The organism is Ensifer sp. 22460 (assembly GCF_052044935.1).
Taxonomy (GTDB): domain Bacteria; phylum Pseudomonadota; class Alphaproteobacteria; order Rhizobiales; family Rhizobiaceae; genus Ensifer.
This window is the reverse complement of record NZ_JBQENZ010000015.1, coordinates 119,797-133,978: the sequence shown is the minus strand read 5'-3', so window position 1 is coordinate 133,978 and position 14,182 is coordinate 119,797. Positions and strand designations below refer to the sequence as shown.

Here is a 14,182-nt window from a genome sequence, read left to right as displayed (position 1 = left end):
GCACGGTTCAGCCGTAAAGATAGTTCGGGAGCCAGAGAGTTATCCCGGGCCAGAGATACATGATGACCATGCAGAGCACGACGATCAGCATATAGGGCATCATGCCGGCGAAGATCTGGTTGATCGTCACATGCGGCGGCGCGACACCCTTCAGATAAAAAGCTGACATCGCGACTGGGGGCGACAGAAATGCCGCCTGCAGGTTGACGAAGACGAGAACGCCCCAAATCACCGGATCGATGTCGAAGTGCTTTAGCAGCGGCAGAAAAATCGGCACAAAGATGATGATGATCTCGGTCCACTCGAGCGGCCAGCCGAGCAGGAAGATGATCGCCTGCGAAAGAATCATGAATTGTACCGGCGTCAGATCGAGCGATAGCACCCATTGCTCGATCAGCGCCTGGCCGCCAAGTATGGCGAAGACGGCAGAAAACAAGGCCGAGCCCACGAAGAGCCAGCACACCATGGCCGTTGTCTTCGCCGTCAGGAACACCGCTTCCTTTGTGCGCTTCCAGTTGAGCGTCCGGGCCTGGAATGCGAGCAGGAAAGCCCCCGCCGCGCCGACGGCCGCAGACTCGGTCGCCGTGGTGATCCCGAAGAGGATTACGCCGAGCACGACTATGGTGAGGATGGCGAGCGGCATGACGGAGGAGATCAAAAGCTTCACCACCTGCAGCCGCTCCGCACTCATATTGCGGTAGTAGCGGACGAGCACCACCGCAGCGATCGTGGCAATCAACCAGAAGGACACGTAGAAGCTTGTCGCCGGCCCGTTGATCGCGGTCGGCGCGGCATCCGCCGCCGGTGCCCCGAGCTGTTCCAGCCCTTCCGGCGCCTCCGCCTCCGCCGATGCCTGCGGATGGATGACGACATACCACCATACGAGCGCCATCGTAAAAGCCGTCAGTGCTAGCGGGACCAAGGCAGCGCAGAAATTCTTGACGAGAGCCCAATAGGTGAGAGACCCCTCCTCGGTTTCGAGAGCCAGCGCCCTTGCCGGTGAGACTAGTGCGCGAGAGAGCCCGGCCAGCATGTTGTGCGAGTACGACGCTTGCAGGCCCCGCATCCACGCGTTGACGGGCACTTTGGTCTGCTCCGCAGGCAGCGGCGGAGCGATCTTGGGGCTGATGAGCGCCCAGCCGAGAATATAGGCGAGGTAGAGCAGCGCGAGGAAAAACCCGGGGAACATGGCAGCGGCGTAGAGCTTGACAACGGATTGTCCCGCGACTGCGGCATAGACGATGATCATCACCGAGGGCGGGATCAGAATGCCGAGGGTACCGCCCGCCGTGATCACACCGGAGGCAAGCTTCACGTCATAGCCGGCGCGTAACATCGGATTGAACGCAATCACGCCCATCAGCACGACCACCGCACCGACGAGGCCGCTGGCGATGCCCCAGAAGGTACAGACGATGAGGGTAGCGACGGCGAGCGACGCAGGCACCCGCTTGAATGCGAGCTGAATGCTGTAGAACATCTTGTCGACCAGCGCACCCCGCTCCATCACGTAGCCCATGAGCACGAACAACGGGATCGAGATCAGAACGTCATTGGTCATCGCCCCATAGGTACGCTGCACCATCAGGTCGAAGACGCGATTGTCGATCCAGTGCTCGGCCGGATTGTAGAAGGCGTAGAAGCCGAAGAGCATGCCAAGCCCCATCAGCGTAAACGCCGTCGGAAACCCCATCATGATGACCACCACGATGAGCATCAGCATCGTCAGTCCGAGGAGTGGATCGCTCACGTCTCGCCGTCTCCCCCCATTCCCCGTTGCCGCGCCGCCCTGTCGATCGCCTGCGCACGCTCGATCGCAGCCTCGCGCGTTTCCGCGTCGACATGCTCGCTGTGCTCAAGCTGCTCGGCGACGACGTCGAGCTCCTCCACATCCTTGAGCCGACTTGGCCATTCGCCGGTCCGCAGGCAAACGATGCAGCGCGTGATCTCGGCCAGCCCCTGAAGCAGGACGAAACCGCCAGCGACCGGAATGACGGTTTTGAAATAGTAGATAGGCGGCCCCTCCGCCGTCACGGTCGAATGCTCGCCGATCCGCCAGGAAAGTGCTGCATAATCGTAGCCGGCGTAAACGAGCGCGGCGACGCCGGGCAGGAAGAAGAGGACGTAGAGGACCAGATCGAGGGCGGCTTGCGTGCGCGGCCTCATGGAGCTGTAGAGGAAGTCGCCGCGTACATGAGCATTCTGCGCCAAGGCGTATGCCCCCGCGAGCATGAACAGCGAGCCATAGAACATGTTGCTGGCATCGAATATCCAGGCCGTCGGCATGTTCAGGATGTAGCGTTTGACGACCTCTACGCAGACCATCGTCATCAGCCCGATAATCAGCCAGGCTGCGGCTTTACCGATCCACACGCTGGTCGCATCGACCCTGAGCAGAAAATGCTGAACGTTCACGCATGCCCCCCGCTGCAAGAGGGGCGCTACAGCGACGCGCCTTTCAAGAACGCACAGAGTTCGCTGTAACGCTTTGATTTATCGAATAGTGTGATCCTTCGACTGTCTCCGATGTGCGAAATGAGATGAGCCGGTCTTCCGCCTGAATCCCGTCTGATTGACGCGAAGCGGCCGTGCCTCAGAGATCCTTCGCCACGCCGTCCTGTCCGAAGTAGTGGTCGAATGCCAGCCGCCGACTGACGACGGTGTCCTGTTCCCAGCGCGTGGCCCGCTCGGCAAAAACGAGCTGGGACTGGAGCACTTCCTTGAACAGCGGGTTTTCCGCTGCCTTCTTCTTCACCACCTCGTCGTAGACCTCCAGTTGCTTCTTGAGAATTGCCTCCGGGGTCTTGTAGAACTTGACCTTGTCGACGGTCTGCATCTCCCGGTAGTCCGTGGAATAGCGATCGATCGCCTTCCAGGCCATATCCTGAGATGCCGCCTCGACGGCGTTGGTGATGATCGCCTTCATCTGATCAGGTAGACCGTCGTACTTCGGCTTGTTGAACATCACTTCGAACTGCTCGCCATTCTGGTGGTAGCTCTGCAGCATGCAAATCTTCGATACATCCGGGAAACCGAGCACCCGGTCGGACGAGGCGTTGTTGAACTCGGCCGCGTCGATCAGGCCTCGATCGAGCGCCGCAACGATTTCGCCGGCCGGCAGCGCGTTGACCGCCGCGCCGAGGCCGGTGAAGACATCGATCGAGATGCCCACGGTACGGAACTTCAGGCCCTGAAGATCCTCGGGCTTTGCGACTGGCTTCTTGAACCAGCCAAGCGGCTGGGTCGGCATCGGCCCATAGGGGAACGAGACCACGTTGGCGCCAATGGATTCATACAGTTTTGCGAGTAGTTCCTTGCCGCCGCCGTATTTGTGCCAGGCGAGCAGCATGTTGGCATCCATGGCGAAACCCGGGCCAGAGCCCCATAGCGCGAGCGCCGCCTGCTTGCCGTAATGGTAGACGAGGACGCCGTGACCGCCGTCCAACGTTCCTTGCGATACGGCGTCGAGCAGGCCGAAGGCCGGCACCACGGCACCAGCGGGCAGCACTTCTATCTTCAAATCGCCACCGGTCATATCATTGACCTTCCTGGCGAAGTCGAGCGCGAATTCGTGAAAGATGTCCTTGGATGGCCAGGTGCTTTGCCAGCGCATGCTGATCGGCCCCTGCGCCTTGACAACGCTAGGCGCGGCGACCGTTGCGACCCCCGCTATTGCCGCACCGCCCAGGAATTTGCGACGCGAAATCCGTCCCTCGATATGGGTTCTTCGCTTCATATGCTCCTCCCGAAGGCACAAGCATTTCTTGCTATATTAGATAATACTCTTATGCAGAGCCCCACGCAAAGATTGCACGCAGCGTCGCTCAAAAGCCTGCAGGTAAGGCGCCATCCCGACCTCTTGTTTTTCCGCGGGCCTCGTGCAGATGCGGGCGTCGAAGGAAGGCGTTTTCGTCAGCGCGTAGCGGCGGTGGCCGAGCGATGACTGCCCCTCGAAATCACAGGCCGCTGGCTCCCCCTATCGTTCGGGAATTGACAGCCCAGCCATCGCGGGTCAACATCGCGCCGGCAAATCAGCCGCCAGTCGCCGGGCCGGAGCGCGCCCCCAAACCCATTGAATTTATTCATAAAGCAAAGGCAAATATACCGATGCAGCATGACGCCGCGCTTTCTCCCGTGCAGAGCTCGCTTTTCGGCGAGAAGGTCGGGCCGGCAATCGCCCATGGCTATTTCACCCGCCAGGGCGGCGTTTCCGAAGGGCTCTATCGCGGCCTCAATGTCGGCCTCGGTTCGAAGGACGAAAGAGCCCATGTCAACGAGAACCGCACCCGCGTCGCGGGCTGGTTCGGCGCGCCGCTGGAACGGCTGGCGACGGTTCATCAGGTCCATTCCCCCAACGCCATCGTGGTCGACGAAAGCTATGACGGTAGCCGCCCTGAGGCTGATGCGCTGGTGACGGCGACGCCCGGTATCGTGCTCGGCGTGCTATCGGCCGATTGCGGCCCGATCCTCTTTGCCGACGCAGAAACCAATATCATCGGCGCCGCCCATGCCGGCTGGAAGGGCGCGCTTGGCGGCGTGCTCGAGAGCACCATCGACGCGATGGTCTCGCTCGGCGCCCGGCGCGATCGCATCGTCGCCTGCCTCGGCCCGTCGATCAGCCATCGCAACTACGAAGTCGGTGCCGAATTCGTCGAGCGCTTCGTCTCGGCGAACGACAGCTACGCAACCTATTTCAGGCCGTCAGACCGCGACGGCCACGCAATGTTCGACCTGCCGGGTCTCACGATCAAGCGGTTGACCGAAGCAGGCGTAGCAGCCGAAAATCTCGATATCTGCACCTATGCCGACGAGGAGCGCTTCTTCTCCTACCGTCGGACGACACACAGGCAGGAACCGGACTACGGCCGGCAGATTTCCGCCATTTGCATACGGGGGACCTGACATGGCGCTTCAATTTGCCCAGGAAGAATATGCAAGCCGCCTCGATCGGCTGACGGAGAAGATGCGCGAGGAGAAGCTCGATGCCGTGCTGCTCTTCGCCCAGGAGAGCATGTACTGGCTGACGGGCTACGACACCTTCGGCTACTGCTTCTTCCAGACGCTGGTTGTGAAGAAAGACGGCTCGATGGTCTTGCTGACGCGCTCGGCCGACCTGCGCCAGGCACGCCACACCTCCAATATCGAACGCATCGAGATCTGGGTGGACCGGGCCAATGCCGATCCGACCCTGGATCTCAAGAACCTCTTGAGCGAACTCGACCTGCTCGGCTGCCGCATCGGCGTCGAATACGATACGCACGGCATGACCGGCCGCGTCGCCCGACTGCTCGACCGCCAGATCCAGACCTTCGGCGAGATAATCGACGCCTCGTACCTCGTCAGCCGTCTGCGCCTCATCAAGAGCGACGCCGAGATCGCCTATGTCGAGAAGGCAGCAAGCCTGGCCGACGATGCGCTCGACGCCGCGCTGCCGCTGATCCGTCCCGGCGGCAACGAAGCCGACATCCTCGCCGCGATGCAGGGCAAGATTCTGGCCGGCGGCGGCGACTATCCGGCCAACGAATTCATCATCGGCTCCGGCGCCGACGCGCTGCTCTGCCGCTACAAGTCCGGGCGCCGCGTGCTTGACAGCCAGGACCAGCTCACCCTCGAATGGGCCGGCGTCAGCGCCCACTATCATGCGGCGATGATGCGCACCGTCGTCATCGGCGAACCGACCAACCGTCACCGCGAACTCTACAGCGCCTGCCGCGAAACCATCCAGGCGATCGAGATGGTGCTTCGTCCCGGCAACACCTTCGGCACCGTCTTCGACATGCATGCCAAGATCATGGACGAGCGCGGCCTCGCCCGTCACCGCCTCAACGCCTGCGGCTATTCGCTCGGCGCCCGCTTCTCGCCCTCCTGGATGGAGCACCAGATGTTCCATCTCGGCAACCCGCAGGAGATCGAGCCGAACATGTCGCTGTTCGTGCACATGATCATCATGGATTCCGACAGCGGCACCGCCATGACCCTCGGCCAGACCTACCTCACCACCACGGATACTCCGCGCCCGCTGTCGCGCTATGGCCTGGACTTCATTTCTGCTTAGGGAAATCCGCCTAGAATTGCTTTGAACTGGCAGACGACAGGAGACGTTTCAAAAACTGCCGCGAAGAAAACGGACGGTTTGAACATGCGAAAGCTCACCACGCCTATCGTTGGCCTCGGACTCCTCGTCGCCCTGGCTGGCTGCAACAGCACCGACATGCTGACGCCGCAGGTCGACGTCGGCGCGGGAACCTTTCGCTCGCCGCCGGTGACGCAATCCGACCTCGACGCCATGTCGGCTGAGACCGCCGTCGCCCCAGTGCAGCGCGAACCCGTCAGCCAGACCACCGCCTACTCTCCTCAGCCGGCCCCTTCGAACACGCCGACGGCCTATGCCAGCGGGGATGCGACCTATACCGATCCGGCCGGCACGTTCGAGGCCCAGGCGAGCCGGCTTGCCGCCGGTTCCGCGCCCGCCCAGAACACGATCCAGAACCAACCGGCCCCGGTACAACAGACGCCAGTGCAGCAGACGGCAGCCGCTGCCGAAGAGATCCAGGACCAGCCGAGCGTCGCTTCGCTGCCGAAGGCAAGTGCCGCCATCAGCGGCACGATCCGGTTCCTGCCGATCATCGGCGCGCCGGTCCAGGCGGTCACGCCGCTCTCCAAGCAGCTTGGAGCCGAAGCGCGCGCACACGGCCTGACGATCAAGGGCTCTGGCGATGCCAGCAGCGAACATATCCTCAAGGGCTACTTCTCGACGCTCAAAGACGGTGACAAGACCACCGTCGTCTATGTCTGGGACGTGCTCGACGGCAGCGGAAACCGCCTGCACCGTATCCAGGGACAGGACTCGGTTCCCGGCGGTGGCGCCGATTTGTGGAGCGGCGTGCCGGCGGCAACCATGCAGGGTATCGCAACGAAAACCATCAATGCCTACCTCGAATGGCGGCAATCTCAGGCCGGTTGACACAAAGTTTTTAGGATATTGGCCTTCGCGGCGCAGCATTCCCCTTGCATTCAAGTTCAGTCTCGCTAAAAAGCGGCCGATCAGCTCTGAACGGCGGCCATCCGCAAAGAATGTCCGCGATTGGAATGGCTCTCGGAATCTGCGCGGAACACACCGCTCCCGGAAAAGTACCGGACGGTGACCGCGCCAGCTCAAGGCGGTCCGTCAATGAAGGTTTTCGCAGGCAATTCGAACCGGCTGCTGGCCGAAGCGATCTGCAACTATCTCAACCTGCCTCTCGGCAAAGCGGCGGTACGCCGGTTCGCCGATCAGGAAATCTTCGTCGAGATCGGCGAAAACGTGCGCGGCGAGGATGTGTTCATCATCCAGTCGACCTCTTTCCCCACCAACGATCACCTGATGGAACTGCTCATCATGATCGACGCGGTGCGGCGCTCTTCCGCTCGCCGCATCACCGCGGTGCTTCCCTATTTCGGCTATGCCCGCCAGGATCGCAAAGCCGGTCCGCGTACGCCGATCTCCGCCAAGCTCGTCGCCAACCTGATCACCGAAGCCGGCGCCGACCGCGTGCTGACCCTTGATCTTCACGCCGGGCAGATCCAGGGCTTCTTCGATATCCCGACCGATAACCTCTATGCGATCCCGATCCTGGCGCGCGACGTCAAGGAAAACTACGACCTCAAGAACGTCATGGTCGTTTCGCCCGACGTCGGCGGCGTGGTGCGCGCCCGCGCGCTTGCCAAGCGCCTCGACTGTCTGCTGGCAATCGTCGACAAGCGCCGCGACCGTCCGGGTGAATCGGAAGTCATGAACGTCATCGGCGACGTGAAGGGCAAGGACTGCCTGCTGATCGACGACATCGTCGACTCGGGTGGCACGCTCTGCAACGCGGCCGAAGCGCTCTTGAAGAACGGCGCCACCAGCGTCACCGCCTACATCACCCACGGCGTTCTCTCCGGCGGCGCGGTTGCCCGCGTCACTTCGTCGATGCTGAAGGAACTGGTCATCACCGACTCGATCCAGCCGACCACGGCCGTCCAGTCCGCCCACAACATCCGCGTGATCACCACCGCTGGCCTGCTTGGCGAAGCCATCAGCCGCACCAGCCAGGAAGAGTCGGTCTCGAGCCTCTTCGACTGAGGCCATTCCCAACTCGGCAATTCATGAACGCCGGCGCCATGCGCCGGCGTTTTTCTTTGTGGGATGCGATTACCTGCCCAGCGCCTGCGTCATCGGCTGATCAACGAGATTGTCGATGAACCAGTTGGGATAAACCGGCACCGGCACCGTCTCGGCATCGAGCACCGAGATTTCCGCCTGCGTCAGAACGAGATCGGCTGAACCGAGATTGTCCTTGAGCTGGTGCGGCTTGGAGGCGCCCAACAGCACGCTCGTCACTGCCCTCTTCGAAAGCAGCCAGGTGATCGCCACCTGCGCCACGCTCGCGCCATGCTGGCTGGCGATCCCGCGCATGCGCTCGACCAGCTTGAAGCCCTGCTCCTTGTCGAAGGGCAGGATGTCGAAGCCCGAATAGCGATTGTCCGGATCACCGAGATTTTCGCGCGTGTACTTGCCCGAAAGAAAGCCCGAAGCAAGCGGGCTCCAGACAGTCAGCCCTAGCCCGTAGCGCTGCATCATCGGGATGACGTCACGCTCCACGTCGCGGCCGAGCAAGGAATAGTGCATCTGGCCATGGGTGAAAGGAGCCAGTCCGTTGGCCTTCTGGATCTCAAGCGCGGCCGCCACCTTCCAGGCCGACCAGTTGGAAAAGCCGATGTAACGAACCTTGCCGGAGCGAACGACCGCATCGAGTGCCAGCAGCGTTTCCTCGAGCGGCGTGTGTGGATCTTCCTTGTGGACGATGTAGGCGTCGATCCAGTCGGTGCCGAGACGCTTCAGGCTCTGGTCGACCGACCAGAGGATGTGGTGGCGCGAAAGGCCGGCCTGGGTCAGTGGCGCTCCGGTGCGAAAGCCCACTTTCGTGGCGATCACGACTTCATCACGGCGGGCGCGTAAGGTTTCGCCGAGGATGCGTTCCGATTGCCCGGAGGCATAGGCGTCGGCCGTATCGAAGAAGTTGATGCCGGCATCCAGCGCCTGTCCCACAAGGGCATCGGCCGCTACGCGGCGCGTCGCTCTGACCGAGGCCGGTAGCGCCTTCCTGAGCCGCGTGCGCCCTGCCGCCTCCGAAATCGCCGATGCCTATGAGCTGCTCGGAGACTTTCGCGACCGGCCCATGGGCAATCTCAAGCTGACCGTGCCGCGCATGGCGATCCCGCTGGTGCTGACGCCGCTCCTGCCGCGCTTCCGCCAGGCCTATCCGGACGTTTCCGTGGAAATCTCGATCGACGATGCGGCTGTCGATATCACCGAGCGCGGTTTCGATGCCGGCATCCGCATCGGCGAGGCGGTCGAACGGGATATGATCGCGGTTCGGCTGACGCCCGACATCACCTGGGCGGTGGTCGGCTCGCCGTCCTACTTCGTGAAACAAGGTCGGCCGCAAACGCCCGAAGAGCTGACACGCCACGAGGCGATCCGCTATCGCTACCCGGCATCCGGCACGATCTATCGCTGGGAGTTCGAGCGGGAGGGACGCGACTTCTCCGTCGACGTACCCGGCGGGCTGACCGTCAACGATTTCCAGATGCTCATGGAAATGGCGGAAGCCGGCACCGGGCTCGCCTACCTGCCGGACCTTTCGGTGCGCGACGCTGTCGCAAGCGGGCGCCTTCAACGGGTGCTCGAAGCCTACCTGCCGAGGTCGCCGGGCCTCTTCATCTATTTCCCCGCCAAGGCCCAAACCCAGCCGAAATTGCGGGCCCTTCTCGATCTGGCGGCAAAGGTCGCGCGGGAGCCGAAGTAGCCCTCCCACCACAACTACACCTGCAATTTATACCCATTGACAAGCCTGAGATGCACGCCACATATTTCAGCTAATTTAGCATTGCAAGATATTGAGGCGTATGCATGGGAACTAGCGCCGAGGGGAGACCAGATCGCCTGGCGATCTTGATTGACGCTGAGAATGTTCACTCAAAATTTCTGCCGCTTATCATTCGCGAAGCGTCGACGATCGGCACCGCTTCCATCAAACGCGTTTATGGAAATTTTGGCAGTCCTGCGATGGCCGCCTGGCAGCCGTTGCTCCATGAGTATGCGTTCTTGCCGGTCCATGTCGTACCAGTGGCCAAAAGCAAGAACGCCACCGATTTGAAGCTGGCGATCGACGCGATCGATATCCTGCATCGCCGGCAAATCGATGGCTTCTGCATTGCCTCCAGCGACAGCGATTTCACCTCGCTCGCAAGCCGTATCCGGGAGGATGGGTTGGCCGTGTACGGATTCGGGGAAAAAAAAGCGACCAATCCCTATGTGAAATCTTGCGACCGCTTCTTTTACTGCGACCTGCTTCTTGAGGAGGGTGCAAAGGGTGCTACCGGCCAGCCAGCGAAACTGCCTTTGAAGGAAATCCTCGCCGCTGTTGACGACACGTCAGGTGAAGACGGCTGGGCTCATCTCGGAGAAGTTGGCAACGTACTCTACAAGCGCATGCCAGATTTCGATTCCCGACTTCATGGATTCAGCAAGCTCAATATATTGATGAAAAGCATCGCGTCCCTGGAGTGCAAATCGAATGGCGGCGGCTCGATCTACGTGAAGCGGAAATAGGTTCGAGCGCGTATGGGAGCGCTATCCACACACGACGACGCAGGCGTCTCCACCGCTGAACAGCCGTGACCGCGTGAGAAATCGCTTCTCCCGTCCGTTGTCGAGCGAGAACATCCCGCCCCGCCCCGGCACCACGTCGATGATCAGTTGCGTGTGTTTCCAGACCTCGAACTGGCTGGCGCTGATATAGACCGGCACGCCGCCGATCTCGCCGAGCTTCACGTCGTTGTCGCCGACGATGTAATCGTCCGCGGGATAACACATGGGCGACGAGCCGTCACAGCAGCCGCCGGACTGGTGAAACAGGATATCGGGGTGGTCGCGCCGGATTTCGGCGATGAGGTCGAGCGCCGCATCCGTCGCGAGCACGCGCGGTTCGTTGATCCCGGTCATTCCTGTCAGTTCGATGGACATGGCGAGCCTCCTGCTCGATCGCGCATCCCGTATTGGTCGGCTGAGGCGCGGGTGGAGAGCACACCTCAGCCGCCGGTCGAGCTGGAGGAAAGGAGGAGATTGCCTTCCCTCACGCTCGTGTTGCCTTCCCCGGCGGCGGGGAAGGCAGGTCCCGATCAAAGGCAGGGTCCGATCAGAAGAAGCCGAGCGCCTTTGGGCTGTAGCTCACCAGCATGTTCTTCGTCTGCTGGTAGTGATCGAGCATCATCTTGTGGGTCTCGCGGCCGATGCCGGACTGCTTGTAGCCGCCGAAGGCCGCATGGGCGGGATAGGCGTGGTAACAATTGGTCCAGACGCGGCCGGCCTGGATTTCGCGGCCGAAGCGGTAGCAACGGTTGGCATCACGGCTCCAGACCCCGGCACCGAGGCCATAGAGCGTGTCGTTGGCGATCTCCAGCGCTTCCGCCTCGGTCTTGAAGGTGGTGACCGAAACGACGGGTCCGAAGATTTCCTCCTGGAAGATCCGCATCTTGTTTTGCCCGCGGAAAACTGTCGGCTTGACGTAGAAGCCTTCCGACAGTTCGCCTTCGAGCACGTTGCGGCCACCGCCGGTGAGCACTTCGGCGCCTTCCTGTTTGCCGATGTCGATGTAGGAGAGAATCTTTTCGAGCTGTTCGCTGGAGGCCTGTGCGCCGATCATCGTGGCGCTGTCGAGCGGATTGCCCTGGCGGATCGCCTCGACGCGTTTCACCGCCCGCTCCATGAAGCGGTCATAGATGCTCTCCTGCACCAGCGCACGGCTCGGGCAGGTGCAGACCTCGCCCTGGTTCAGCGCGAACATGGCAAAGCCTTCGAGCGCCTTGTCGAAGTAATCGTCATCCTCGGCCAAAACGTCGGCAAAGAAGATGTTCGGCGACTTGCCGCCGAGCTCCAGCGTCACCGGAATGAGGTTCTGGCTGGCATATTGCATGATCAGCCGGCCGGTCGTCGTCTCGCCGGTAAAGGCAATCTTGGCGATGCGCGGGCTGGTAGCGAGCGGCTTGCCGGCTTCAAGACCGAAGCCGTTGACGATGTTGAGCACGCCCGGAGGCAGAAGATCGCCAATCAGCTCCGCCCAGACGAGGATTGAGGCCGGTGTCTGTTCGGCCGGCTTCAGGACGACGCAATTGCCGGCGGCAAGCGCCGGAGCCAGTTTCCACGCGGCCATCAGGATCGGGAAATTCCAGGGGATGATCTGGCCGACGACGCCGAGCGGTTCGTGGAAGTGATAGGCGACCGTGTCGTGGTCGATCTCGCCGATCGAGCCTTCCTGCGCGCGGATGCAGGCGGCGAAGTAGCGGAAATGGTCGATGGCAAGCGGAATGTCGGCCGCCATGGTCTCGCGGATCGGCTTGCCGTTGTCGAAGGTTTCGGCCCGCGCCAGGAGTTCGAGATTGTCCTCCATGCGGCCGGCGATCTTCATCAGGATGTTGGAGCGCTCGGCGGCCGACGCCCGGCCCCATTTTTCGCGGGCCGCGTGGGCGGCGTCGAGCGCAAGCTCGATGTCAGCGGCATCCGAGCGCGCCACCTGACACAGCACGCCGCCGGTCACCGGCGTCGTATTGTCGAAATAGCGCCCGGCCACCGGCTCGCGCCATTCGCCGCCGATGAAGTTGCCGTATTTCTGCCTGAACGGGCTTTCGACGATCTTCTGATGCAACATGGTCTTTCCTCCCTGAGAACCAGCAACGGGGCTGTGAGAAGGAAGGTGCGACTGAACGTGCGTCTTCGATAGTGAGGCGCAAGCACCAGTGACGCGATGTGTTTCAGAATTGAGACAGGTAGGCTTGGATCCCGTGCTGCAGTGCAGCAAACTGGGCGGCAAGTCTGCGGTTACTTCAGCCCGCGTTTGCCCCTCATCCCCCTGCCGGGACCTTCTCCCCGTCGTCACGGGGAGAAGGGGCAAGCGGCATGCTCCCCATTCCCCCAAGGATCAGGGCCACCACAATCGCAAAGACCGCTCGGGGCCACGTCCCCTCTCCCCGTCTGCGGGGAGAGGGTTAGGGTGAGGGGCAGCCTTCAGATGGGTAGGAAGATCAGTTGACCTGGAGCCGCTTCATCTTGCGGTAAAGGGTGGCGCGGCTGATGCCGAGCAGCTCGGCCGCCATGGAGACGTTGCCGCTGGCACGGGAAAGAACACGCCGGAGCGCCGCGCGCTCCGCATCGGGAAGCTCGGCGGCATCGCCTGACGTGTCCTCTCCAAGAAGGTCGGAGGCCGGAACCCCGGCGGCGATGCGCCGGTCGTCGAGGTCGAGCCATTGCCGTGCGGCACGCGTCGCGCCGAGCACGAGGTCGTCGCGGTCGACAGCAAGGAGCGCCGGCCCGGCTCGATCCACTGGCACCAGCACGATGCGCGCACCGGCGAAGGCACGACGGAAGAGGCCGGCCTCGATGCGCGCGGCGGCGTCACGAACCGCCTGCGACAGGATCGACATGGTGATCTCGGAGGCATCGTCACGGCAGGTTGAAATGTCGATGGCCGCCGCCAATCGCCCGCGATGATCGCGGATCGGCGCGGTCGCGCAGCTCAAGCCGATATTGCTGCTCAGGAAATGCTGATCGCGCTGGATGACGACGGCGCGCTCATCGGCGATCGCCGTGCCGATGCCGTTGGTGCCCACATTCGCCTCGCTCCAGACCGTTCCCGACCAGAGCCCGACGCCGCGAAATTCAGCGTCGTCGCCGACCGCTCCGCGCCGCTCGAGCGCCACGCCGTCATTGTCGGTGAGGAGCAGGCAGCAGCCAGCCCTGCCGACGGTCGCAAACAACCGGTCGAGTTCGATGCCGGCCTCCGCCAGCAGCTCACCGGAGCGCTCGCGGACGGAGCGAAACTCGCTGTCCGACAGCCGAAGCGGCGTACGGGCTTCCTCCGGAGCAAGCTTATGCAGGGTCATGCAGCGCCGCCACGACGCGGCCACCGATGAGCTCGCCGCCGCCGAAGACTGGTGCGCGACCCGATAGACAAGTTCCGAATGATCCCTGACGGCAGGCATCGGCTTCCTCCCTGAAAGCGTCGACCGGCGGAAGGCGGATGCGACCGATCTCCCAAACGGCGCACCTGCTTGGGCGCACTATAGCCAACGATCTCCGCAAAGGTCCAGCCAGACGAAGGTT

Annotated in this window: 13 protein-coding genes; 6 read left to right on the top strand and 7 right to left on the bottom strand. The window is 62.3% G+C overall.

Annotated features, from left to right (window positions below; genetic code table 11):
* Positions 1-7 precede the first annotated feature (7 nt).
* The 3 genes from ACTJKM_RS19655 to ACTJKM_RS19645 form a co-directional block, all read right to left on the bottom strand.
* Complete coding sequence (locus tag ACTJKM_RS19655) at positions 8-1,750, bottom strand: TRAP transporter large permease (RefSeq protein ID WP_058326552.1); 1,743 nt, start codon at positions 1,748-1,750, stop codon at positions 8-10.
* Entirely contained in the window at positions 1,747-2,415 is a 669-nt protein-coding gene (locus tag ACTJKM_RS19650; protein WP_057253142.1) for a TRAP transporter small permease subunit, read from the bottom strand. Before ACTJKM_RS19650 ends, ACTJKM_RS19655 begins: the two co-directional genes overlap by 4 nt.
* Positions 2,416-2,593: 178 nt before the next feature.
* A complete protein-coding gene (locus tag ACTJKM_RS19645; protein WP_057253140.1) occupies positions 2,594-3,736 on the bottom strand; it encodes a TRAP transporter substrate-binding protein in 1,143 nt (380 codons plus the stop codon).
* A 371-nt stretch (positions 3,737-4,107) separates the two neighbouring features.
* On the opposite strand from ACTJKM_RS19645, the gene pgeF reads away from it, so the two are divergent.
* The 4 genes from pgeF to ACTJKM_RS19625 all read left to right on the top strand — a co-directional run bounded on the left by pgeF (position 4,108) and on the right by ACTJKM_RS19625 (position 8,104).
* A complete protein-coding gene (pgeF, locus tag ACTJKM_RS19640) occupies positions 4,108-4,902 on the top strand; it encodes a peptidoglycan editing factor PgeF (protein WP_057253139.1) in 795 nt (264 codons plus the stop codon).
* Between the two features lies 1 nt (position 4,903).
* A complete protein-coding gene (locus ACTJKM_RS19635) occupies positions 4,904-6,055 on the top strand; it encodes a M24 family metallopeptidase (RefSeq protein WP_057253138.1) in 1,152 nt (383 codons plus the stop codon).
* Between the two features lie 84 nt (positions 6,056-6,139).
* Complete coding sequence (locus tag ACTJKM_RS19630; RefSeq protein WP_058326551.1) at positions 6,140-6,964, top strand: hypothetical protein; 825 nt, start codon at positions 6,140-6,142, stop codon at positions 6,962-6,964.
* 207 nt (positions 6,965-7,171) lie between these two features.
* Entirely contained in the window at positions 7,172-8,104 is a 933-nt protein-coding gene (locus ACTJKM_RS19625; protein ID WP_057253136.1) for a ribose-phosphate pyrophosphokinase, read from the top strand.
* A gap of 69 nt (positions 8,105-8,173) precedes the next feature.
* Here the strand turns inward: ACTJKM_RS19625 and ACTJKM_RS19620 are convergent, their stop codons facing one another.
* Complete coding sequence (locus ACTJKM_RS19620; protein WP_440660731.1) at positions 8,174-9,070, bottom strand: aldo/keto reductase; 897 nt, start codon at positions 9,068-9,070, stop codon at positions 8,174-8,176.
* Between ACTJKM_RS19620 and ACTJKM_RS19615 the strand changes: the two genes are divergently transcribed.
* Both ACTJKM_RS19615 and ACTJKM_RS19610 read left to right on the top strand, forming a co-directional pair.
* The gene (locus ACTJKM_RS19615) at positions 9,045-9,830 is read left to right on the top strand and encodes a LysR substrate-binding domain-containing protein (protein WP_440660729.1); all 786 of its coding nucleotides are present in this window, start codon (positions 9,045-9,047) and stop codon (positions 9,828-9,830) included. The genes ACTJKM_RS19620 and ACTJKM_RS19615 overlap by 26 nt on opposite strands.
* A 104-nt stretch (positions 9,831-9,934) precedes the next feature.
* The gene (locus ACTJKM_RS19610; protein ID WP_058321125.1) at positions 9,935-10,636 is read left to right on the top strand and encodes an NYN domain-containing protein; all 702 of its coding nucleotides are present in this window, start codon (positions 9,935-9,937) and stop codon (positions 10,634-10,636) included.
* 21 nt (positions 10,637-10,657) lie between these two features.
* On the opposite strand, the gene ACTJKM_RS19605 is transcribed toward ACTJKM_RS19610, so the two are convergent.
* The 3 genes from ACTJKM_RS19605 to ACTJKM_RS19595 form a co-directional block, all read right to left on the bottom strand.
* Positions 10,658-11,050, bottom strand: a complete 393-nt coding sequence (locus ACTJKM_RS19605; protein WP_058321126.1) for a DUF779 domain-containing protein — start codon at positions 11,048-11,050, stop codon at positions 10,658-10,660.
* A gap of 172 nt (positions 11,051-11,222) precedes the next feature.
* Positions 11,223-12,731: an aldehyde dehydrogenase gene (adh, locus tag ACTJKM_RS19600; protein ID WP_058326547.1), complete on the bottom strand. Its 1,509-nt coding sequence runs from the start codon at positions 12,729-12,731 to the stop codon at positions 11,223-11,225.
* Positions 12,732-13,104: 373 nt separating this feature from the next.
* Positions 13,105-14,061 (bottom strand): helix-turn-helix domain-containing protein, encoded by a 957-nt coding sequence (locus ACTJKM_RS19595; protein ID WP_058326546.1) that lies wholly within the window; start codon positions 14,059-14,061, stop codon positions 13,105-13,107.
* Between the last annotated feature and the right edge of the window lie 121 nt (positions 14,062-14,182).